Annotated in this window: 22 protein-coding genes and 3 tRNA genes; 17 read left to right on the top strand and 8 right to left on the bottom strand. The window is 73.3% G+C overall.

The window, feature by feature from the left end; genetic code table 11:
• Both ACWERV_RS34605 and ACWERV_RS34610 read right to left on the bottom strand, forming a co-directional pair.
• Positions 1–190 (bottom strand): roadblock/LC7 domain-containing protein (locus ACWERV_RS34605; RefSeq protein WP_452940679.1); only part of this gene is annotated, 190 nt, incomplete at its 3' end.
• Entirely contained in the window at positions 191–4483 is a 4293-nt protein-coding gene (locus ACWERV_RS34610) for a nitrate- and nitrite sensing domain-containing protein (protein ID WP_452940681.1), read from the bottom strand.
• A 589-nt stretch (positions 4484–5072) separates the two neighbouring features.
• Here ACWERV_RS34610 and ACWERV_RS34615 point away from each other — a divergent pair.
• From ACWERV_RS34615 to ACWERV_RS34645, 7 genes are all read left to right on the top strand, one after another.
• Positions 5073–5273: a hypothetical protein gene (locus ACWERV_RS34615; RefSeq protein ID WP_452940683.1), complete on the top strand. Its 201-nt coding sequence runs from the start codon at positions 5073–5075 to the stop codon at positions 5271–5273.
• A 73-nt stretch (positions 5274–5346) separates the two neighbouring features.
• Positions 5347–6168 carry a fumarylacetoacetate hydrolase family protein gene (locus ACWERV_RS34620; RefSeq protein WP_452940685.1) on the top strand — a complete coding sequence of 274 codons (822 nt, stop codon included), beginning with the start codon at positions 5347–5349 and terminating at the stop codon, positions 6166–6168.
• Positions 6161–7660, top strand: a complete 1500-nt coding sequence (gene gltX / locus ACWERV_RS34625) for a glutamate--tRNA ligase (RefSeq protein WP_452940686.1) — start codon at positions 6161–6163, stop codon at positions 7658–7660. Before ACWERV_RS34620 ends, gltX begins: the two co-directional genes overlap by 8 nt.
• 95 nt (positions 7661–7755) lie before the next feature.
• Entirely contained in the window at positions 7756–8475 is a 720-nt protein-coding gene (locus tag ACWERV_RS34630; RefSeq protein ID WP_452940688.1) for an HAD family hydrolase, read from the top strand.
• Positions 8476–8558: 83 nt separating this feature from the next.
• A tRNA-Gln gene (locus tag ACWERV_RS34635) sits at positions 8559–8630 on the top strand.
• 14 nt (positions 8631–8644) lie between these two features.
• Positions 8645–8717, top strand: a tRNA-Glu gene (locus ACWERV_RS34640).
• A gap of 65 nt (positions 8718–8782) precedes the next feature.
• Positions 8783–8855: transfer RNA gene (locus ACWERV_RS34645), tRNA-Glu, on the top strand.
• Positions 8856–9034: 179 nt separating this feature from the next.
• On the opposite strand, the gene ndgR is transcribed toward ACWERV_RS34645, so the two are convergent.
• Positions 9035–9751: an IclR family transcriptional regulator NdgR gene (gene ndgR, locus ACWERV_RS34650; protein ID WP_031518929.1), complete on the bottom strand. Its 717-nt coding sequence runs from the start codon at positions 9749–9751 to the stop codon at positions 9035–9037.
• Between the two features lie 134 nt (positions 9752–9885).
• Between ndgR and leuC the strand changes: the two genes are divergently transcribed.
• From leuC to ACWERV_RS34670, 4 genes are all read left to right on the top strand, one after another.
• Entirely contained in the window at positions 9886–11310 is a 1425-nt protein-coding gene (gene leuC, locus ACWERV_RS34655; protein WP_452940690.1) for a 3-isopropylmalate dehydratase large subunit, read from the top strand.
• A gap of 6 nt (positions 11311–11316) precedes the next feature.
• The gene (gene leuD / locus ACWERV_RS34660) at positions 11317–11910 is read left to right on the top strand and encodes a 3-isopropylmalate dehydratase small subunit (RefSeq protein ID WP_452940692.1); all 594 of its coding nucleotides are present in this window, start codon (positions 11317–11319) and stop codon (positions 11908–11910) included.
• Positions 11911–12097: 187 nt separating this feature from the next.
• On the top strand, positions 12098–12322 hold the full coding sequence (locus ACWERV_RS34665) for an SCO5555 family protein (protein ID WP_452940694.1): 225 nt from the start codon (positions 12098–12100) through the stop codon (positions 12320–12322).
• A 131-nt stretch (positions 12323–12453) separates the two neighbouring features.
• Entirely contained in the window at positions 12454–13062 is a 609-nt protein-coding gene (locus tag ACWERV_RS34670) for an HU family DNA-binding protein (protein ID WP_452940696.1), read from the top strand.
• Between the two features lie 161 nt (positions 13063–13223).
• Here the strand turns inward: ACWERV_RS34670 and ACWERV_RS34675 are convergent, their stop codons facing one another.
• The gene (locus ACWERV_RS34675) at positions 13224–13442 is read right to left on the bottom strand and encodes a hypothetical protein (protein WP_398186844.1); all 219 of its coding nucleotides are present in this window, start codon (positions 13440–13442) and stop codon (positions 13224–13226) included.
• A 45-nt stretch (positions 13443–13487) separates the two neighbouring features.
• Positions 13488–14141, bottom strand: a complete 654-nt coding sequence (gene cofC, locus ACWERV_RS34680) for a 2-phospho-L-lactate guanylyltransferase (protein WP_452940698.1) — start codon at positions 14139–14141, stop codon at positions 13488–13490.
• Between the two features lie 113 nt (positions 14142–14254).
• Between cofC and ACWERV_RS34685 the strand changes: the two genes are divergently transcribed.
• The 3 genes from ACWERV_RS34685 to ACWERV_RS34695 are packed head-to-tail and all read left to right on the top strand — an operon-like array spanning position 14255 to position 17178.
• A complete protein-coding gene (locus ACWERV_RS34685) occupies positions 14255–14977 on the top strand; it encodes a lysophospholipid acyltransferase family protein (RefSeq protein ID WP_398186839.1) in 723 nt (240 codons plus the stop codon).
• On the top strand, positions 14974–15975 hold the full coding sequence (locus ACWERV_RS34690) for an NAD(P)H-dependent glycerol-3-phosphate dehydrogenase (protein WP_452940700.1): 1002 nt from the start codon (positions 14974–14976) through the stop codon (positions 15973–15975). Before ACWERV_RS34685 ends, ACWERV_RS34690 begins: the two co-directional genes overlap by 4 nt.
• A gap of 12 nt (positions 15976–15987) precedes the next feature.
• A complete protein-coding gene (locus ACWERV_RS34695) occupies positions 15988–17178 on the top strand; it encodes a D-alanine--D-alanine ligase family protein (protein ID WP_398186834.1) in 1191 nt (396 codons plus the stop codon).
• A 64-nt stretch (positions 17179–17242) separates the two neighbouring features.
• Here ACWERV_RS34695 and ACWERV_RS34700 read toward each other — a convergent pair whose 3' ends face one another.
• The gene (locus ACWERV_RS34700) at positions 17243–17728 is read right to left on the bottom strand and encodes a DUF3515 domain-containing protein (protein WP_398186831.1); all 486 of its coding nucleotides are present in this window, start codon (positions 17726–17728) and stop codon (positions 17243–17245) included.
• A gap of 19 nt (positions 17729–17747) precedes the next feature.
• Positions 17748–17981 carry an Lrp/AsnC family transcriptional regulator gene (locus tag ACWERV_RS34705; RefSeq protein WP_205043521.1) on the bottom strand — a complete coding sequence of 78 codons (234 nt, stop codon included), beginning with the start codon at positions 17979–17981 and terminating at the stop codon, positions 17748–17750.
• Between the two features lie 177 nt (positions 17982–18158).
• Here ACWERV_RS34705 and ACWERV_RS34710 point away from each other — a divergent pair, with 177 nt between their 5' ends.
• Together ACWERV_RS34710 and thiD are read left to right on the top strand one after the other, a co-directional pair.
• Positions 18159–19124 carry a thiamine-phosphate kinase gene (locus tag ACWERV_RS34710; RefSeq protein ID WP_398186827.1) on the top strand — a complete coding sequence of 322 codons (966 nt, stop codon included), beginning with the start codon at positions 18159–18161 and terminating at the stop codon, positions 19122–19124.
• Positions 19121–19924, top strand: a complete 804-nt coding sequence (thiD, locus tag ACWERV_RS34715) for a bifunctional hydroxymethylpyrimidine kinase/phosphomethylpyrimidine kinase (RefSeq protein WP_452940703.1) — start codon at positions 19121–19123, stop codon at positions 19922–19924. Before ACWERV_RS34710 ends, thiD begins: the two co-directional genes overlap by 4 nt.
• 153 nt (positions 19925–20077) lie before the next feature.
• Here thiD and rpmB read toward each other — a convergent pair whose 3' ends face one another.
• Entirely contained in the window at positions 20078–20263 is a 186-nt protein-coding gene (gene rpmB, locus ACWERV_RS34720) for a 50S ribosomal protein L28 (RefSeq protein WP_033173090.1), read from the bottom strand.
• Positions 20264–20519: 256 nt separating this feature from the next.
• Here rpmB and ACWERV_RS34725 point away from each other — a divergent pair.
• Positions 20520–21293: DAK2 domain-containing protein (locus ACWERV_RS34725; protein WP_452940706.1), on the top strand; the 774-nt coding region annotated here is incomplete at its 3' end.

Below are 21293 nucleotides of genomic sequence, written 5' to 3' on the forward strand. Positions count from 1 at the left end.
CGGTCAGCGAGGTCAGTCCTGAGGCGACGGCGGCGAGCTGGTCGGCGCGGTCACGCGGGAATCCGTCGGACATCGCGAGCAGCAGGCCGTCGGCGGAGACCACCACGGTGTGGGACACCCCGGGGGTGTTGTCCACGAAGTTGGTGATCAACCAGTTCAGGTTCTGTGCCGCCTGGCTCATCGCACTCAACTAACGCTCCTGATGATTCGTACCGAAACCACGGCCGTCGGTGGTCCCGCCACCGGCCTGCCGGCCCTGCTGGATACCCCGCCGGAGGTTGGTCAGCCGGCCGCGGACGTCGTCCGGGGCACGGGAGACCTGCGGACCGCCCTGCTGCGGCTGCGCCTGGGCGGCGCCGCCGGCCACGAGGTTCGCCCGCGGCACCCGGCGCGGCAGCCCGGACGGGGTGACCCCGCCCGCGGACGGCTCGCGCACCGACTCCGCGCGCTGGCGCAGCGCGTCGTTGGGCGAGGTCCGCCAGTTCGGCGTCTCCCGCGGCAGCGGCTGCGCCACCGGCCCCGCGGGCGCGGCCTGCACCTGCGGGGGAGCGGCCTGCTGGGGGGCGGCGGGCCGCGCCTGCGGTCCCGGCGTACCCGGGCGTTCGGTGGTGCGGGGCCGCTGCGGCGGTGCGGTGCGGCCCACCGGGCGCGGCGCGGGGGCCTGCCGGCCCTGGGCGCTCTGCTCGACGTGGATCTGCTGCATCCGCTCGGCCTGGCCCGTGCGGAACCAGTCGGACTCGATCGCCGAGAAGATCGGCGTCGGCTCGTCCCCGCGCGTCGGCGCCGGCGGCAGCGCCATCGGCTCCGCGTGCTGCGGCTCCTGGCGCGGCTGGCCCGGGTGCGGCTGGAACGGACCGCGCTGCGGCCCGGCGGCGTCACGGCCGTCCGGCCCGTCGAGCCCCGGCACCTCGTACGGCTGCTGCGGGGGCAGTCCGCGCCCGGCCGGGCCGCCCTGCGGGCGTGCGGCGGGGGTCGCGAACTGGCCGGTGGCGCCGCCGAAGCCGTCCTCGGCGCGGACCGCCGGGAACTGCGAGGTGTCACCGGGACCGCCCTGGCCGGGCTGCACGGGCCGCGGCGGGGCGGGGACCGGCGGGAACTGCGCGGTGTCGCCCGGACCCGCCGGGGCCCGGAAGCCGCCGGTGTCCGCGGGGGCGCCGGGACCGGCGGGAAGCCGGTACTGCCCGGTGCCGTCGGACTGCTCGTGGCCGGGGCGGGCGAACTGCCCGCCGTCGCCGGGAGCGCCCGGCGCCGGGAACTGGCCGGTGTCGCCGGGGCGGCCCTGGACGGGGAACTGCCCGGTGCCGTCGGGACGGCCCTGGACGGGGAACTGCCCGGTGCCGTCGGGACGGCCCTGGACGGGGAACTGGCCGGTGCCGTCGGGGGCGTTCGGCGCCGGGAACTGGCCGGTGTCGTCGGGGCGGCCCTGGACGGGGAACTGCCCGGTGCCGTCGGGGCGGCCCTGGACCGGGAACTGGCCGGTGCCGTCGGGGGCGTTCGGCGCCGGGAACTGGCCGGTGTCGCCGGGGCGGCCCTGGACGGGGAACTGCCCGGTGCCGTACGTCTCCTGCGGCGTGCGGCCGCGGGGGGCGTTCCGGTCGTCGCGGTCGTTGCCGCCCTGCCGCCGGACCGGGAACTGTCCGGTGTCCTCGCGCCGCGGCGCGTCCTGGCCGAAGCCGTCGCGGCCGAAGCCCTCGGGCGCGAAGTCGTCCTCGGCGCGGATCGCCGGGAACTGCGCGGTGTCGCCCGGACCGCCCTGACCGGGGCGGCCGCCCTGGCCCTGACCCTGGCCGGGCTGGGTGTTCGGGGTGGCCGAGGGGCCCTGGCGCGGGCCGGAACGGCCGCCGAAGACGTCGGAGCGGAAGCCGCTCGGGCCGGTGTCCTGCGGCTGCGGGGCCGGGAACTGCCCGGTGCGGCCGTCCTCGCGGGCACCGAACGGGTCGTCGGCGCCGCCCTGCCGGAAGTCCGCGCGGGCCCCGGTGCCGGGCGCCTGCTCGACGTCCTCGTGGCCGCGCGGGGCGTCCGGCAGGCCGCGCTCGTCGCCGAAGCCCTGGCCCTGGCTCTGCGACCCGTCCTGTGCCGCCCAGCGGGGCGCCGGGGGCTGCTGCGGGCCGCCGCTGCGGCCGGGGGCGCCGCCCGCCGGGCCGCCCGGCGCGTTGCCGGGGCTGAGCGCCGGACGCTGCCCGCCGCCCGCGACCTGGCCGCGCTGCGCGGACCGGCCGACCTGGGGCGAGTTGCCGAACGCGCTGGTGAGGCCGGGGCCGCCGGAGCCGGACGGGACCGCGCCCGCCGCGGACTGGCCGCCCGCCGGGGCCGCGGCGCCGGGCCGCTGACCGCCGCCGGCCGCGGCGTTCGCCTTGGCCGCGCCCTGCGTGACGTCGACCGGCAGCATGACCAGCGCGGTCGTACCGCCCGAGTCGGACGGCCGGAGCTGGATGCGGATGCCGTGCCGCAGGGACAGCCGGCCGACCACGAACAGGCCCATGCGGCGGGAGACGGAGACGTCCACCGTCGGCGGGTTGGCGAGCCGCTCGTTGATGTCGGCCAGGTCCTCCGGGGACAGGCCGATACCGGTGTCGTGGATCTCGATCAGCACCCGCCCGTCGGGCAGCGCGTGACCGGTGACCCGCACCTTGGTCTGCGGGGAGGAGAACGACGTGGCGTTCTCCAGCAGCTCGGCGAGCAGGTGCACGAGGTCGTTGACGACGCGGCCGGTGACCTCGGCGGACGGCACCGACGTCAGCTCGATGCGCTCGTACTGCTCCACCTCGGAGGCCGCGGCGCGCAGCACGTCGACCAGCGGGACCGGCCGGGTCCACCGGCGGCCCGGCTCCTCACCGGCGAGGACCAGCAGGTTCTCACCGTTGCGGCGCATACGGGTCGCGAGGTGGTCCAGCTTGAACAGCGACGAGAGCTGGTCCGGGTCGGCCTCGCGCGACTCCAGCTCGGAGATGAGCGACAGCTGGCGCTGGATGAGGCCCTGGCTGCGGCGCGAGAGGTTGGTGAACATCGCGTTGACGTTGCCCCGCAGCAGGGCCTGCTCGGCGGCGAGCCGGACGGCCTCGCTGTGGACCTCGTCGAAGGCGCGGGCCACCTGGCCGATCTCGTCGCGGCTGTTGATGCCGATCGAGGCGACCGAGGTGTCGACGTCCTGCGGGTCGCTCTCGGACAGCTGCTTGACCAGCTCGGGCAGCCGCTTCTGGGCGACTTCCTGGGCGGTCTGCTGCAGCCGGCGCAGCGAGCGGATCATCGAGCGGGCAACGACGAAGGCGCCGACCACGGCGATGCCGAGGACCAGCAGGATGAGCGCGCCGGAGATGAGCGCGTCCTGCTTGGCGGAGTCCTGGAGCTCCAGGGACTTCTGCCGCATCTCCTCCAGCAGCGACTGCTCGATGCGCTTCATCGCGTCGATCTTCGCCTTGGCGGCGTCGTCCCAGTCCAGGTACGACTCGGTCAGGCCGGCGATGCCGTCGGGGGAGCGCGCGACGCGTACGGCGTCGCTGTCGTGCTGGTTGATCGTGGCGTTGTCGCCCTGGATGGGCTTGAGCAGATCGGAGCTGCGGGCGCCGTAGATGGTCATGAAGCGCTGGAGGTTGAGGTCCTCCTGCGACGACGCCAGCTTCATCTCCTGGTAGTCACCAGGCAGCAGGGTCGGCTTGGAGCCGGTCTTGGTCTGGGCGAGCGCCGCGCTGACCACCGCGCGCTGGATGGACTCGTACTCCTTGGCGGACGAGAAGGCCGCCAGGGCACGGGTGCTGGTCACCATGTCGGAGTTCTGCGTCGCCTGCGCCATGTCGACCGACAGGCCCAGCAGGGACTGGATGAAGCTGTCGTACGTGGTGACGGTCTGGGCGATCGACGAGGTCTCGGAGTCGTAGGCGCTGTCGCGCAGCGCCGCGAGGCCGGAGAGCTGGACGTCGATGGCGATGAGGCTGGAGCGGATACCGCTGTGGAGGTCGTCGGACGACGCGAGGTTGAGGCTGTCGCTCGCGGTGCGGTACGCCTTCTCCGCGCGGTTGGTGGCGGCCCGGGTCTGCGCCACGGCGTCCGTGGTGTGACCGGAGGACAGCGGTCCGGCGGAGCTGTCGCGCTCCTCGGCCAGCGCGTCGGCCAGCACGGTCGCCTTCTCGGCGATCTCGGTGAGCGAGTCCAGGCGCTTGAGCTGGTCGATGTTCTGCAGCGTGGTGTTGACGCGCATACCGCCGAGCGCGCCGGCGGTGACCACCGGCAGGGCCAGCAGTGAGACCAGCCGGGTGCTGATGCGCCAGTTGCGCATGGCTATTCGGGTGCCGGGTTTGCCGTTCAGACCGGTGATCCGGCCCGCCTCGATACCGCTGGGCGTGCTCGTCCGTCCGCCGGCCGCGGCCGTGCCCGGCGTGGCCGTCCCGGAGTCGCTCGCCGCCTGCGCGGGACCGTTGCCGGTCCCGCCGGGCTGCTGCTCCGGGTCGCCCGCCGCGCCGCTGTCCCTCTTGAAACGTCCCTGCACTAGCGTCGCAACCTCTGGACCAGGCGTCCCCCGCGGTGAGGCAGAAGGGACGGTGTCGAGTCATGGGGGCCCTGGCCACCCCGCTCTGACTGTCGAGGAGGCCGTGCGGGCCCTTCACCGCCGCTCGGCACTCGTGCACGCCCCCTGCGCGCGCCGGCTCGATGTGATGCGGCGGTCCGGGAGATTCCAGCACAGTGCCGGATCCCCCAACAAGGCCCGTAGCCGACCTGTTGGAATCCGTGACCGTCGGTGGCAGCGCTCCCACCGTGCGTATACCGATGATCTTGTGGATTCCGCTCGTTGCGGGCATTCCGGACAAGATCACTCAGGTGGTGCACCACCCCCGATGATCCCCTTGTGCGGGTGGTTTGCGACTATTGGTGCCGCTTGCCGGATTCCGGTACGTGGCCGGAGTGTCCGTGATGCCGGGAAACGTACGCACTTCGTGAGCAAAATCACAGCCCGTCAGATGACTGCGGCCTCGGGCGCGGGGAATGGGCGCGGCTAACGTTGTGGTTTACACGAGTCGTCCGTATGTCAACCGCGGCCCGCCCGGCGGGTCCCCGAGTCCGCGAGGTCCCGAGCGCCGATGAAGACCACCCAGATGTTCCGCCGGATCGCCAACCCTCGGCGTACCACTCTCGCGCACCTGAAGGACGCCTCGGAACTCACCTCGGCTGTGACCTCCGTCGCTGCCGAGGTCCCCGCCGCCGCGCGCCCGCTGCCCGTCACCACGGCCAACCCGCGGCGCACCATCCTCAACGAGCTGCCCAAGCCGCCCGTCGCCTGAACCCCGCACCCCGGGGCTGACCTGCGGCGACGCTCCGTCCGGCGAGAAGGCCCCGGACGATAGGCTTGCGCTCATGCGCATCGCCAGGTTCTCCATCGACGGCAATGTCGCCTTCGGCGCGGTCGAAGGCGACCCGGCGTCCGGCCCGGGTGGTCCCGGCAGCCTGGACGGCCTCGTCGTCGACATCATCAAAGGCGTCCCCTTCGCGGACTTCGAGCTGTCCGGCACCAAGGTGCCGCTGGGCCAGTCCGACTCGGTACGGCTGCTGCCCCCCGTGCTCCCCAGCAAGGTCGTCGCGATCGGCCGCAACTACGCCGCCCACGCGGCCGAGCTGGGCAACGAGGTGCCGGACGCGCCCTGGGCCTTCTTCAAGCCCTCCACCTCGGTGATCGGGCCCGGCGACAGCATCGTCTACCCGTCCTTCTCGCACGAGGTGCACCACGAGGCGGAGCTGGCGGTCGTCATCGGCCGGCTGTGCCGCGAGGTGCCGCGCGAACGGGTCAAGGACGTCATCCTCGGTTACACCTGCGCCAACGACGTCACGGCGCGGGACACCCAGCGGACCGAGAAGCAGTGGGCGCGGGCCAAGGGCTTCGACTCCTCCTGCCCGCTCGGCCCGTGGATCGAGACCGGCATCGACCTGGCGGGCGCCGGAGACCTCGCGATCACCGCGACCGTCAACGGCGAGCTGCGGCAGGCCGGCCGCACCAGTCAGATGATCCACCGCATCGAGGACCTGGTCGTCAACGTCAGCGAGGCCATGACCTTGCTGCCCGGCGACGTCATCCTCACCGGCACTCCCGCCGGGGTCGGCCCGCTGACCCCCGGCGACGAGGTCGCCGTCACCATCGAAGGCATCGGCACTCTCACCAACAAGGTGATCTCGCGTGGCTAGCGCCCCCACCCCCGTTCCCGCGGACTCCGGCATCCGGGTCCGCTTCTGTCCCTCGCCGACCGGCAACCCGCACGTCGGGCTGGTCCGCACGGCCCTGTTCAACTGGGCCTTCGCCCGCCACCACCAGGGCACCCTGGTGCTGCGCATCGAGGACACCGACGCCGCGCGCGACTCCGAGGAGTCCTACACCGCGCTGCTGGACTCGCTGCGCTGGCTCGGCCTCGACTGGGACGAGGGCCCCGAGGTCGGCGGCCCGCACGCGCCCTACCGGCAGTCCCAGCGGATGGACCTGTACGCCGACGTCGTCCGGCGGCTGAAGGAGGCCGGCCACGCGTACGACTGCTACTGCTCCGCCGAGGAGCTGGACGCCCGCCGTGACGCCGCCCGCGCCGCCGGCCGCCCCTCCGGCTACGACGGCCACTGCCGCGACCTGACCGCCGAGCAGGTGGCCGCCTACACCGCCGAGGGCCGCAGCGCCGTCGTCCGCTTCCGGATGCCGGACAAGACGATCACCTTCACCGACCTGGTGCGCGGCGAGCTGTCCTTCAGCCCGGAGAACGTCCCCGACTACGGCATCGTGCGGGCGAACGGCGCCCCGCTCTACACCCTGGTCAACCCGGTCGACGACGCCGCGATGGGCATCACCCACGTGCTGCGCGGCGAGGACCTGCTGTCCTCCACCCCGCGGCAGATCGCCCTGTACGAGGCGCTCACCGAGCTGGGCGTGGCGAAGTACACCCCGAGCTTCGGGCACCTGCCGTACGTGATGGGCGAGGGCAACAAGAAGCTGTCCAAGCGCGACCCGGAGTCCTCGCTCAACCTCTACCGCGAGCGCGGCTTCCTGCCCGAGGGGCTGCTGAACTACCTCTCGCTGCTCGGCTGGTCCTTCTCCGCCGACCGCGACGTCTTCTCCAAGGACGAGATGGTCGCGAAGTTCGACATCGGGGACGTCAACGCCAACCCGGCGCGCTTCGACCTGAAGAAGGCCGAGGCGATCAACGCCGACCACATCCGGCTGCTGGAGCCGGCCGCCTTCGCCGAGGCCTGCGGCCCGTGGCTGCGAGCCCCGTACGCGCCCTGGGCCCCCGAGGACTTCGACGAGGCCGCCTGGCAGGTCATCGCGCCCTACGCGCAGACCCGGCTGACGGTGCTGTCCGACATCACCGCCAACGTCGACTTCCTCTTCCTGCCCGAGCCCGCCGACGACGAGGCGTCCTGGGCCAAGGCGATGAAGGAGGGCTCCGACGCCCTGCTGGCCACCGCACGCGAGAAGCTGGCGGACGCCGACTGGTCGAGCCCCGAGGCGCTCAAGGAGGCCGTGCTGGCCGCCGGCGAGGCGCACGGGCTGAAGCTCGGCAAGGCGCAGGCGCCGGTGCGGGTCGCGGTGACCGGGCGCACGGTGGGGCTGCCGCTGTTCGAGTCCCTCCAGGTGCTCGGCCGGGAGCGCTCGCTGGCCCGCATCGACCGCGCCCTGGCCCGGCTCGCGGGCTGACCGGGGGCGTGCCCCGGCCGGTCCGGGTGCACGCCACCGGCGCACAGCGGGCGCAGCACCGGCGTCCGCCGCCAGGCCCGGTTAGATTGGCCGGTATGGCGATACGTGCGGTGCTGTGGGACATAGACGACACGCTTTTCGACTACGCCGGTGCCGAGCGCGCCGGCATGCGGCAGCACCTGGCACACGAGGGCCTGCCCGACGGTTACGACGACGTCGGGCAGGCCCTCGACCGTTGGCGGGACCTGACCGTGCTGCACTGGGAGCGGTTCGCCGCCGGTGAGACCGGCTTCGACGGGCAGCGCTGGGACCGGGTACGGGACTTCCTGGGCGTCCCGCTGCCCGACGACGAGGCCGAGGAGTGGTTCGAGCGGCACCGGCTGCACTACGAGGCCGCCTGGGCGCTCTTCCCGGACGCGCTGCCCGCGCTGGACGGCCTGGCGGCCGGCTACCGGCACGCGGTGCTCTCCAACTCCGCCTTCGCGCACCAGGACCGCAAGCTGCGCGCCCTGGGCGTACGCGACCGCTTCGAGGTGCTGCTGTGCGCCGCCGAGCTGGGCCTGCACAAGCCCGACCCCGGCGCCTTCCACGCCGCCTGCGACGCCCTGGGACTGGCGCCGGAGGAGGTCGCGTACGTGGGCAACGAGCCGGACATCGACGCCCGCGGGGCCATGGACGCGGGCCTGCTGGGCATCTGGCTGGACCGTCGCGGCAGCGGCGGCCGCCCCGACCTGACCCGCATCACCGGGCTCGGCGAGCTGGCCGCGATGCTCCGTCCCGATACTCGTTTTGGTGCGGTGTCCCTGATCGGGTAATGTTCTTCCTGCGCCGCCGGAGAGGCCGAAAGGCCCGGACCGGAAGCGCAAGCCGAACAAGACCCGCAGGGGTTGCGTTTTGGTGGGGTATGGTGTAATTGGCAACACGGCTGATTCTGGTTCAGTTGTTCTAGGTTCGAGTCCTGGTACCCCAGCGCGTTTCGTGCGAGCCCCCGTTGTGTAGCGGCCTAGCACGCTGCCCTCTCAAGGCAGTAGCGCCGGTTCGAATCCGGTCGGGGGTACTGATCCTTCACTCCGTTCTCATCGGGTCGCTCCCGGTCGGGACGATGACAGGATCGCCAGGCCTGCCCCCGTTGTGTAGCGGCCTAGCACGCTGCCCTCTCAAGGCAGTAGCGCCGGTTCGAATCCGGTCGGGGGTACGCATCCGCAGAACATGCGAAACCGAGCCCGTCGCGCCAGTCGCGGCGGGCTCCGGTGTTTTCCGGGCCGGGTACGGGCGTCCGCGGATCCGTCCCGCGCGCGGTGATCCGCGTCACGCGTCCCCCCGGTCCACGGCGTCGTCGGCGCGGACCGGGCGGGCGGAAGGACGGGGGAGGGGTCAGCCGGAGCGGCGCAGGGCCTCGGAGAGCCGCGCGGCGGCGTCCACGACGGCCTGCGCGTGCATACGGCCCGGGTGCCGGGTCAGCCGCTCGATCGGGCCGGAGACCGACACGGCGGCCACCACCCGGTTCGAGGGCCCGCGCACCGGGGCCGAGACGGACGCCACACCCGGCTCCCGCTCGCCGATCGACTGCGCCCAGCCGCGGCGCCGTACGCCGGACAGTGCGGTCGCGGTGAAGCGCGCGCCCTGCAGCCCGCGGTGCAGCCGCTCGGGCTCCTCCCAGGCCATCAGGACCTGCGCGGCCGAGCCGGCCTTCATCGGCAGCGTGGAGCCGACCGGCACCGTGTCCCGCAGTCCGGACAGCCGCTCGGCGGCGGCGACGCAGATGCGCATGTCGCCCTGCCGGCGGTAGAGCTGGGCGCTCTCGCCGGTCACGTCCCGCAGATGCGTGAGGACGGGGCCCGCCGTGGCGAGCAGCCGGTCCTCGCCGGCGGCGGCGGCCAGCTCGGAGAGCCGCGGGCCGAGGATGAAGCGGCCCTGCATGTCGCGGGCCACCATGCGATGGTGTTCGAGCGCGACCGCCAGCCGGTGCGCGGTGGGGCGGGCGAGACCCGTGGCGCCGACAAGCCCGGCCAGGGTGGCCGGTCCTGACTCCAGTGCGCTGAGCACCAGAGCGGCCTTGTCGAGAACGCCGACGCCGCTAGAGTTGTCCATGCAACGATATTCGCGTCTCACACTCTGAAACGCAAGTTCAATTTCTCCCGGAACCCGGCAGGCTGGGAGGACAGCGCAGGAACACCACACCGAGTTGGCCGGGGTCGACGACGCTCCAGGCCGGAGGGACAGCGATGGGTAGGACACTCGCGGAAAAAGTCTGGGACGACCATGTCGTCCGCCGCGCCGAAGGCGAGCCCGATCTGCTCTTCATCGATCTCCACCTCCTGCACGAGGTGACCAGCCCGCAGGCGTTCGACGGGCTGCGGATGAACGGCAGGCAGGTGCGCCGCACCGACCTCACCATCGCCACCGAGGACCACAACACCCCGACCCTCGACATCGACAAGCCGATCGCCGACCCGGTCTCCCGCACGCAGCTGGAGACGCTGCGCAAGAACTGCGCCGAGTTCGGCGTGCGGCTGCACCCGCTGGGCGACGTCGAGCAGGGCGTGGTGCACGTGGTCGGCCCGCAGCTGGGCCTGACCCAGCCGGGCACGACGGTGGTGTGCGGTGACAGCCACACCTCCACGCACGGCGCCTTCGGCGCGCTGGCGTTCGGCATCGGCACCTCGCAGGTCGAGCACGTGCTGGCGACCCAGACGCTGCCGCTGGCACCGTTCCGGACCATGGCGGTCACCGTCGACGGGGAGCTGCCCGAGGGCGTCACGGCCAAGGACCTGATCCTCGCCGTGATCACGCAGATCGGCACCGGCGGCGGCCAGGGCTACGTCATCGAGTACCGCGGCTCGGCCATCGAGAAGCTGTCGATGGAGTCCCGGATGACCGTGTGCAACATGTCGATCGAGGCGGGCGCCAGGGCCGGCATGATCGCCCCGGACCAGACCACCTTCGACTACCTGGAGGGCCGTGTCCACGCTCCCCAGGGCGAGGACTGGGACGCGGCGGTCGCGTACTGGAAGACGCTGCGCACCGACGAGGACGCGGTCTTCGACCACGAGGTGCGGATCGACGCGGCGACCCTGTCGCCGTTCGTCACCTGGGGCACCAACCCCGGCCAGGGCGCGCCGCTGAGCGCGTCGGTGCCCGACCCGGCCTCGTTCGCCGACCCCGGCGACCGGCTGTCGGCGGAGAAGGCGCTGGAGTACATGGGCCTGAACGCCGGGCAGCCGCTGCGCGAGGTCGCCGTGGACACCGTCTTCGTCGGCTCCTGCACCAACGGCCGGATCGAGGACCTGCGGGCCGCGGCCTCCGTCGTGCAGGGCCGCAAGGTCGCCGACGGTGTCCGCATGCTGGTCGTGCCGGGTTCGGTACGGGTCGCGCTGCAGGCCGTCGAGGAGGGCCTGGACAAGGTCTTCACCGCGGCCGGCGCCGAGTGGCGGCACGCGGGCTGCTCGATGTGCCTGGGCATGAACCCCGACCAACTGGCGCCCGGCGAGCGCAGCGCGTCCACGTCCAACCGCAACTTCGAGGGGCGGCAGGGCAAGGGCGGCCGCACGCACCTGGTCTCCCCGCAGGTCGCCGCCGCGACCGCGGTGCTGGGCCACCTCGCGTCGCCCGCCGACCTGTCCGACGCGCCCGTACTGACGGAGGTCTGAGCCCCGATGGAAGCCTTCACCACCCACACCGGCCGGGCCGTGCCGCTGCGCCGCGGCAATGTCGACACCGACCAGATCATCCCCGCGCACTGGCTCAAGAAGGTCACCCGCAACGGCTTCGAGGACGGCCTGTTCGAGGCCTGGCGCAAGGACCCGGAGTTCGTCCTGAACCGCCCCGAGCGGCAGGGCGCCACCGTGCTGGTGGCAGGCCCCGACTTCGGCACCGGCTCGTCCCGCGAGCACGCCGTGTGGGCGCTGCAGAACTACGGTTTCAAGACCGTGCTCTCGTCCCGCTTCGCCGACATCTTCCGCGGCAACTCGCTCAAGAACGGCCTGCTCACGGTCGTGCTGCCGCAGGAGACCATCGACACGCTGTGGAAGCTGACCGAGGCCGACCCGGCGGCGGAGATCACCGTCGACCTGGTCGCCCGCGAGGTCCGCGCCGAGGGCGTGACCGCGTCCTTCGAGCTGGACGACAACGCCCGCTGGCGGCTGCTGGAAGGGCTGGACGACATCAGCCTGACGCTGGCCAACGAGTCGGACATCGCCGCCTACGAGGCCGGCCGGCCGTCCTTCAAGCCCAGCACCGTCCGGGTCTGAGCACCTGCCGGTCCCCGGCACCAGGCACCATCCGAGCGCCCTCCGCGATCCCGCGGGGGGCGCTCTGCCGTTCCCGCGCGCCCCGCGGCGGTGCGCGCGCTCGTCCAAAAGACCGGTCCGCGGGTCCCGGAACACCCGGTTGGCCCTGTCAGGCCTGACAACTCGCCGCAGATGGCACAATCGACGCATGGAACCCGACGGCCAACTCCAGCTCTACGGGGTTCTCGCCGCGCGGCTGAAGCAGGCGCACACTCGCGTCGCCAATCCCGAAGTCCCTGATGAGACCAGGCGGGAGTTGACCCGCAGGCTGCTCGCGGTGACCGCCGCGGCCAAGCACGACCTCGCCGACGCGGCCCGGCGTCTCGACGTGCTGACCGCCGAGTTGGACGCCCTCAAAATCCCCGACAGGTGATCGTCCAAACCCTGATCGTGTTGCGGCACAAGGGTGATTCGCCCGTTTCGTATTTGATTTGCGGTATATATCCCCCTAGCGTGCGAAAAGGCCCGCACTCATTCGCCGGGCAAGTTTCCGAAGGGGAAGACGTGAACAAGGCGCAGCTCGTAGAAGCGATTGCCGACAAGGTGGGCGGGCGGCAGAACGCCGCGGACGCGGTTGACGCGGTTCTCGACGCGGTCGTCCGCGCGGTGGTGGCCGGCGACCGGGTGTCGGTCACCGGCTTCGGCTCGTTCGAGAAGGTCGAACGTCCCGCCCGCTACGCCCGCAACCCCCAGACCGGGGAGCGGGTCCGGGTCAAGAAGACCTCCGTGCCGCGCTTCCGCGCTGGGCAGGGCTTCAAGGACCTGGTCAGCGGCGCGAAGAAGCTCCCGCGCAGCGGCGAGGTCTCGGTCAAGAAGGCCCCCAAGGGCAGCCTGACCGGCGGCGCCTCCACCACCGCGCGGACCACCACCAAGAAGGCGGCCGCGAAGAAGGCCACGGCGGCGAAGAAGACCGCGGCGAAGAAGGCCACCACCGCGAAGAAGACCGCCGCCAAGAAGACCACGGCGGCCAAGAAGACCGCGGCGAAGAAGACCACCGCGGCCAAGAAGACCGCCGCCAAGAAGGCCCCGGCGAAGAAGGCGACCGCCAAGAAGACCCCGGGCAAGAAGACCGCGGCCCGCAAGACGACCGCCAAGCGCGCGGCCGCCAGGTAGGCCGCCTCCACCGCCGCCGGGGCGCCGTCCGGGCCGCGCGGCCGCCACGGCCGGCCCCGCAGGACCCGGGGGCTCCCGGAAGACCCCCGCCGGACAACCGCACCGGGCCGGGCACCCGCAGGGTGACCCGGCCCGCGCCGTGCCCGGGTTACGCGCTCGGGTTACGCGCCCGGGTCCGGATACGTCTGGAGCGTCACGAAGACCACCCGCCGCGCGGCCCCCTCGCCCTCGGTGCGGATCCGCACCCGCTGGCCCGCGCGCAGCAGCCGCAGGCCGCCCGCGTCGAAGGCCGCCGCGTCGAAGGGCACCGGCGTCCCGTCGTCCAGCAGCACGCTGCCCTCGCGGGTGCCGGGGTCAAAGGTGAACGCGGTGGCTTGCATGGCCCCAAGCCTACGGGGTGCCCGCAGGCCCGGGAGGGCGCCCGCTCACGCCGTACGGGCCGGGAAGAGCGCCGCGGTGCGCGGGCCCAGGCCCAGCGCGCGGGCCGCGTCCAGGTCGGCGCCGGTGTCCACGTCCTGGCGCACCGAGGGCACCGCGGGCAGGGTGATCTCCCGCGCCCCGGACGCCAGGTGGCGGGCCCGGGAGGCGCCGCCGAAGCCGGGGGAGAGCGGCACGCCCGGCGACGCGGTCAGCAAGGTTGTCCCCACACCGGCCGCGTCGGCCAGGAAAGCCCGCCCCGGCGCCCCCGCGGCCTGCGCCAGCACCTCGTCCAGCTCCGCGGGCCGCAAGGCCGGGAGATCGCCGTTGAGCGCCCCGACCGCCGCACCGGGCCGCCGGTCGCGCACCCGCCGCGCGCCGTGCCGCAGCGCCGCGTTCAGCCCCGCCGCCGGCAGGTCGGGCAGCAGCAGCGCGCCCAGCGCGGCCGCCTCCGCCCCGGCCAGCGGGTCGTCGGTGACCAGCGTGACGTCCGCCACGCGCGGGCAGGCCAGCGCCGCCGCGACCGTGTCGAGGACGAAGGCCAGCGCGAGCGCCGGACGTCCGGGCCCCGCCGCGTCCGCGAGCCGGCTCTTGGCCAGCGCGAGCGGCTTGAGCGGCACGACCAGCGACCACCGCAGCGTCACATCCACCGGACCATCCACCGCTCCATTGTCACCGAGTGCCAGAGGTGCCCCGCGGCGGCCGCGGCCCTGGCGTTAGTCTCTGGTAGCCGCGATGCTGAGCGGCAGCGCCACCGCAACGTAGAGGAGTCCGGGTGTCTGGCCGCAGAATCGGTTTCTGGTACCGCCTGGCGGCCGTCATCGTGAAACCGCCGCTCATTGCGCTGTTCAAGCGGGATTGGCGCGGAATGGAGCACATTCCGGCCGACGGCGGATTCATCACGGCCGTCAACCACAACTCGTATCTCGACCCGCTGTCGTACGCGCATTACCAGTACAACACCGGGCGGGTCCCGCGCTTCCTGGCCAAGGCCGCGCTGTTCAAGCCGAAGTTCGTCGGGTCGGTGCTGCGCGGCACCGGCCAGATCCCGGTCTTCCGGGACAGCGCCGACGCCGCCAACGCCTTCCGCGCCGCCGTCGCGGCCATCGAGAAGGGCGAATGCGTCGCCTTCTACCCCGAGGGCACCCTCACCCGCGACCCGGACCAGTGGCCCATGATCGCCAAGACCGGCATCGCCCGCGTCGCGCTCATGACCCGGGCCCCGGTCGTCCCGGTCGCCCAGTGGGGCGCCAACGAGGCCGTGCCGCCGTACGCCAAGGAGAAGCGCGTCCGGCTCTTCCCGCGCAAGACGCTGCGGGTGCTGGCCGGACCGCCTGTCGACCTGTCGGCCTACTACGACCAGGAGCCCACCGCCGAGGTGCTGCGCGAGGTCACCGCGGTCATCATGCGCGCGGTGACCGAGCTGCTCGCCGAGGTGCGCGGCGAACCCGCCCCCGAGGGGCTGTTCGACCCGCGCGCGGCACGGGAGGGCAAGTGACGGCACGCTGCGCGGTCTTCGGCACCGGGTCGTGGGGCACGGCCTTCGCCATGATCCTGGCCGACGCGGGGTGCGAGGTGTCGCTGTGGGGCCGCCGGGCGTCCGTCGCCGAGGCCATCAACACCACGCGGCGCAACCCCGACTGCCACCCCGGGCTCGAACTGCCCGCCGCCGTCACCGCCACCGCCGACGCCGCCGAGGCGGCGCGGGACGCCGAGATGGTCTTCCTCACCGTGCCGTCGCAGACGCTGCGCGGCAACCTGGCCGTGTGGGCGCCGCTGCTGCGCCCCGACGCGGTGCTGGTCAGCCTGATGAAGGGCATCGAACTCGGCACCGCCAAGCGGATGAGCGAGGTCATCGAGGAGGTCGCCAAGGCGGGTCCGGAGCGCGTCGCGGTGCTCTCCGGTCCCAACCTGGCCCCGGAGATCGTCCAGCGGCAGCCCGCCGCCGCCGTCGTCGCGTGCGCGGACGACGCCGTGGCCCGGCGCATCCAGACCGTGTGCCACACCGGCTACTTCCGCCCGTACACCAACACCGACGTGGTCGGCTGCGAACTGGGCGGCGCCGTCAAGAACGTCATCGGGCTCGCGGTCGGCATCGCGGACGGCATGGGGCTCGGCGACAACACCAAGGCCTCGCTCATCACCCGGGGCCTGGCCGAGACCACCCGGCTGGGCCTGGCGATGGGCGCCGACGCGTACACCTTCGCCGGGCTCGCGGGGATGGGGGACCTGGTGGCCACGTGCTCCTCGCCGCTGTCCCGCAACCACACCTTCGGCACCAACCTCGGCCGCGGCATGGGCCTGGCCGAGACCATCGCCGTCACCCGGCAGACGGCGGAGGGCGTCAAGTCCTGCGAGTCGGTGGCCGAACTCGCGCGTCGCCACGGCGTGGACATGCCGATCACGGAGACCGTGGTCGATATCGTGCACAACGGAAAGCCGCCGGTCGTGGCCGTGCGGGAATTGATGTCACGGTCCGCGAAGTCCGAAAGGTAAGGTCGACGCGACATGACCAACCTGCCTTCACCCCACAGCCAGAGCCCGGACGCCGCCGCCCCCGCGGCCCCGTCCCCGGGCGGGTACGTCCGCAAACCGCGGGTCGCCGTCGTCTTCGGCGGCCGCAGCTCCGAGCACGGTGTCTCGGTGGTGACCGCGGCGAGCCTGCTGCGCGCCATCGACCGCACCAAGTACGACGTCCTGCCGATCGGCATCACCGGCGAGGGCCGCTGGGCCCTCACCGCCGACGAGCCCGAGCGGATGGCCATCGCCGACCGCACCATGCCCACCGTGGAGCAGGTCACCGACCACGAGGGCGCCGTCGTCCTGCCCGTCGACCCGGGCAACCGCGAGGTCGTCTACACCGAGGCGGGCGCGGTACCCAAGGCGCTCGGCGAGGTGGACGTCGTCTTCCCGCTGCTGCACGGCCCGTACGGCGAGGACGGCACGCTCCAGGGCCTGCTGGAACTGTCCGGCGTGCCCTACGTCGGCGCGGGCGTCCTGTCCTCGGCCATCGGCATGGACAAGGAGTACATGAAGCGGATCTTCACCTCGTTCGGGCTGACCGTCGGCCCGTACACGGTGATCCGCCCGCGCGACTGGGAGCGCGACCGGGCCGCCGCCCGCGACGGCGTGCTGGCCTTCGCCGCCGAGCACGGCTGGCCGCTGTTCGTGAAGCCCGCCCGCGGCGGCTCCTCCTTCGGCATCAGCAAGGTCGACGGCCCCGAGGGGCTGGACGCCGCCATCGCCGAGGCCCGCCGGCACGACCCGAAGGTCGTGGTGGAGGCGCTGGTGCGCGGCCGGGAGATCGAGTGCGGGGTGCTGGAGTTCGAGGACGGGCCGCGCGCGTCGGTGCCCGCCGAGATCCCGCCGGTCACCGAGCACGCCTTCTACGACTTCGAGGCGAAGTACATCGACTCCGCCGAGGGCATCGTGCCCGCGCCGCTCACCCCCGAGGAGACCGCGCGGGTGCAGCGGCTCGCGGTCGCGGCGTTCGAGGCCGCGTCGTGCGAGGGGCTGGTGCGCGCCGACTTCTTCCTGCGGGAGGACGGCGAGTTCGTGATCAACGAGATCAACACCATGCCGGGCTTCACCCCCATCTCGATGTACCCGCGGATGTGGCAGGAGAGCGGTGTGGAGTACCCGGAGCTGGTCGACCGGCTCATCGAGGCGGCGCTGCGCCGCTCCACCGGCCTGCGCTGAACCGCCGCCCCCGCGGAAACGTCCCTGCGGTACCGCCCGCGGTACGGGAGGCACCGCGGGGACGTCACACCGTGGAGGGGACGGTCCGCTGCACCGCGCCGGCCAGGTCGGTCAGCGGACCGACGTCCCCCGCGTACTTCTCCGGCAGCGTCACCTCGACGTACGCCTTGCGGTACGTCGTGGTCAGGCGCAGCGCGCCGTTCTCGACGTGCTCCACGGACCACCCCACCTCGTCCACGTCGACGCCGTCGGCCTCCGGGTCGTCGTCCACCGCGGGCCGTGGCACCCCGCAGCGCAGCACGATCGCCGGATCACCCCACCCGGCGGTCAGATCGGACTCCGGCTTGAGATCATGCCGGGGGAGCCCGCCGACGCGCTGCGGCAGAGCTTCGTGCAGCGCGCGGCAGTAGCTCGACGTCAGGGGATCAGGAACCGGCACAGCGACCGTACCGTCACCGTTACCGGAGACGGCGAAGCCGTACGCCGCCACCGCCGCGAGGCAGGAGACGGCAGCGATGTTGACGAGGACGACCCGGTGGAAGAGTGCCACCGGGCGAGCATATCGGGGGCTAGATATGGACCACGGGGCAGGTGAGGGTCCGGGTGATGCCGTCCACCTGCTGGACTCTGGCCACCACCATGCGGCCCAGTTCATCGACCGTGTCCGCCTGGGCCCGGACGATCACGTCATAGGGTCCGGTGACGTCTTCGGCCTGGATGACGCCGTCGATCTTGGAGATCACCTCCGCGACTGCCGAGGCCTTTCCGACCTCGGTCTGGATCAGGATGTAGGCCTGTACCACGGAACCTCCAGGGCGGCTACGAGGATCATGTGGGAAGGGGGACGCCACGTTATCGCGTCGTCGCGCACGGCGGGGAGACCCGCGCGGTACCTGACCCCCGTATTGACGCCGAGAAACGCCGATTGACGCCGATGCGCGCGGTAGCACGCGAGCGGAAAACCAGAGGGGACGGAACAGATGAAGGGCACTGTGGGGGAGCTGGGGGAGTTCGGGCTCATCAGGGAGCTGACCTCGCGCCTCACCTCGACCCCGGCCGTGAAGATCGGCCCGGGTGACGACGCCGCCGTCGTCGCCGCCCCCGACCGGCGGGTGGTGGCCACCACCGACCTGCTCATCGAGGGCCGGCACTTCCGCCGCGACTGGTCCACCGCCTACGACGTCGGCCGCAAGGCCGCCGCGCAGAACCTCGCGGACATCGCCGCCATGGGCGCCGTCCCCACCGCGGTGCTGCTCGGCCTCGTCGTGCCCGTCGAGCTGCCCGCCACCTGGCCGGTCGAGCTGATGGACGGCATCCGCGACGAGTGCCAGGTGGCCGGCGCGGCCGTCGTCGGCGGGGACGTCGTCCGCGGCGACACCATCACGGTCGCCGTCACCGCGCTGGGTGACCTGCGCAACCGCTCCGCCGTCACCCGTTCGGGGGCGCGTCCCGGCGACGTCGTCGCCGTCACCGGATGGCTCGGCTGGTCCGCCGCCGGGCTCGCCGTCCTCTCCCGCGGCTTCCGCTCCCCGCGCGCCTTCGTCGAGGCCCACCGCCGTCCCGAGCCGCCGTACCACGCCGGACCGGCCGCCGCCGAGCTGGGCGCCACCGCCATGACCGACGTCAGCGACGGCCTGGTCGCCGACCTCGGGCACATCGCCGCCGCCAGCGGCGCCGACATCGACCTGCGCTCCGCCGACATCGACGTGCCCGCCCAGATGACCGACATCGGGCAGGCCGTCGGCGTCGACCCGCTGCACTGGGTGCTCACCGGCGGCGAGGACCACGCCATCGTCGCGACCTTCCCGCCCGACGTGAAGCTCCCCGCCCGCTGGCGCGTCATCGGCGCGGTCAGCGCCCCCTCCGGACGCGCCCCGCAGGTCACCGTGGACGGCGCGCCCTGGGAGAAGGCGGGCGGCTGGGACCATTTCGGCCCGGACGCGTGACGGGCGTGACCGCGCCCACGCCCGTACGGGTGCTCTCCGTCGCCGGATCCGACTCCGGCGGCGGGGCCGGCGTCCAGGCCGACCTCAAGACGGCGACCGCGCTCGGCGCCCACGGCACGACCGTCGTCACCGCGGTCACCGCGCAGAACTCGCACGGCGTGCACGGCACCTGGGAGCTGCCGCCGGACGCGGTGCGCGCGCAGTTCCGCGCGGTCGTGGACGACATCGGGGTGCAGGCCGTCAAGACCGGCATGCTCGGCTCGGCGCGGACGGCCGGCACCGTCGCCGACCTGCTGCGCGACGTCCGCGTACCGGTCGTCGTCGACCCGGTCGGGGTCTCCAGCCATGGCCAGGCGCTGCTGCACGAGGACGCCACCGCTGTCGTACGCGACCGGCTGCTGCCGCTCGCGACCGTCGTCACCCCCAACCTCGACGAGGTCGCCCGGCTCACCGGCGTCACCGTCACCGACGAGGACGGCATGCGCGCCGCCGCTCGGGCCGTCCTCGCCCTCGGCCCGCGCTGGGTCCTCGTCAAGGGCGGCCACCTGCCCGCCGCCGACGCCCCCGACCTGCTCAGCGACGGCCGCACCGAGCACTGGTTCCGCGCCCCGCGCCACCCATCCGCCCACACCCACGGCACCGGCTGCACCCTCGCCACAGCCCTGGCCACCCACCTCGCCCACGGCCGCCCGGTCCCCGAGGCGGCCGCGCTCGCCAAGGCCTTCGTGACCGCCGCGATCACCGCCGGCTACCCGCTCGGCACGGGCACGGGTCCGGTCGACCCGGCGTTCCGCGGGTAGCGGGGCGCAGTGGCACCTTCACACCCGGGCACCAAAACTTATCAGGGCACGCAAAAAGCCGGCCCACCATCGGTGAGCCGGCTTCGCGAAGCCGGAAGGCCGCGCCGCTGCGGTACGACTGCCGCGTGTTTCCACGCGGCAACGGGCCACTCGCTAGCGCGAGACCTTGCCGGCCTTGATGCACGAGGTGCAGACATTGAGCCGCTTCGGCGTCTTCCCCACGACCGCGCGCACCCGCTGGATGTTGGGGTTCCAACGACGCGGGGTACGGCGGTGCGAGTGGGAAATGCTGTTGCCGAAGCCCGGCCCCTTGCCGCAGACGTCGCAGTTGGCAGCCACGGGACACTCCAAAGACTTCAGATGCATTTACGAGGAAAAGCCCGGAGAGACCCCAGGCAACCGGAGCAGCATACAACGCCTGCGCGGCTCCTACGAAATTACCATGCCCCGCCCGGTGCCCCCGCCCCGCGCCCTCCGGCCCCCCGCCGCGACCTGCGTCCCGGCCCGCTCCCCGGGCGGGCGGCGGCGCCGCGAACCCCCGCCCGAGCGGGGCCGGATAGGCTCGGACGCAGTTGTCGCGCTCGCTGGAGGATCCGTGCCGCCCTCGCTCGACGCACCCACGGTGCGCACTTGGTGCCGGCTCGCCCTCGCGGCCCTGGGCCGCGCCCGCGAGGAGATCGACGCGATCAACGTCTACCCCGTCGCCGACGGCGACACCGGGACGAACCTCTACCTCACCGTGGAATCCGCCGCCCAGTCCGTGGACGCGGTGTGCGACGCCCACGCCGCGGCGGACCCGGCGGCCCGGCCGTCCCTGCCGGAGGCCTTCCGCGCGATGTCGCACGGCGCCCTCATCGGCGCCCGCGGCAACTCCGGCACGATCCTGGCGCAACTGCTGCGCGGCATGAACGAGTCCCTCGCCGCCGACCCGGCGCCCCAGCCGGACGCCGCCGCCCTGTGCCGGGCTCTGCGCACGGCCGCCGACTCGGCCTACGAGGCGGTCGCCCACCCGGCGGAGGGCACCATGCTCACGGTCGCCGCGGCGGCGGCGACCGCGGCGGCGACGGCTCTGGAGGCGACCGAGGCCGGCCCGGCACAGGGCGCCGCCGCGGACCTCGGCCGGGTCGTGCGGGCCGCGCACCGCGGGGCGCGGGAGGCGCTGGCCACGACGCCGGAACAACTCGGCGTGCTGCGCGAGGCCGGGGTCGTGGACGCCGGGGGGCTCGGGCTCGTCGCCGTGCTGGGCGCGCTGGCCGACGCCGTGACCGGGGAGGCGCCGCATGACCGAGCCCTTGACCGCCCAGCCGGTCGGCACGTCCCGCTTGAGCACGTGCGCCTGCGGGATACGGGCGTCGATCTGGCTGAGGGT

This window comes from Streptomyces sp. NPDC004031 (assembly GCF_053604375.1).

Excerpts from the sequence above, each read along its gene's own strand:
- leuD (WP_452940692.1), top strand. The coding sequence starts at position 11,317 with ATGGAAGCCTTCACCACCCACACCGGCCGGGCCGTGCCGCTGCGCCGC.
- leuC (WP_452940690.1), top strand. The coding sequence starts at position 9,886 with ATGGGTAGGACACTCGCGGAAAAAGTCTGGGACGACCATGTCGTCCGC.
- ACWERV_RS34615 (WP_452940683.1), top strand. The coding sequence starts at position 5,073 with ATGAAGACCACCCAGATGTTCCGCCGGATCGCCAACCCTCGGCGTACC.
- ACWERV_RS34695 (WP_398186834.1), top strand. The coding sequence starts at position 15,988 with ATGACCAACCTGCCTTCACCCCACAGCCAGAGCCCGGACGCCGCCGCC.
- ACWERV_RS34620 (WP_452940685.1), top strand. The coding sequence starts at position 5,347 with ATGCGCATCGCCAGGTTCTCCATCGACGGCAATGTCGCCTTCGGCGCG.
- ACWERV_RS34675 (WP_398186844.1), bottom strand. The coding sequence starts at position 13,442 with ATGCAAGCCACCGCGTTCACCTTTGACCCCGGCACCCGCGAGGGCAGC.
- ACWERV_RS34665 (WP_452940694.1), top strand. The coding sequence starts at position 12,098 with ATGGAACCCGACGGCCAACTCCAGCTCTACGGGGTTCTCGCCGCGCGG.
- ndgR (WP_031518929.1), bottom strand. The coding sequence starts at position 9,751 with ATGGACAACTCTAGCGGCGTCGGCGTTCTCGACAAGGCCGCTCTGGTG.
- ACWERV_RS34710 (WP_398186827.1), top strand. The coding sequence starts at position 18,159 with ATGAAGGGCACTGTGGGGGAGCTGGGGGAGTTCGGGCTCATCAGGGAG.
- ACWERV_RS34630 (WP_452940688.1), top strand. The coding sequence starts at position 7,756 with ATGGCGATACGTGCGGTGCTGTGGGACATAGACGACACGCTTTTCGAC.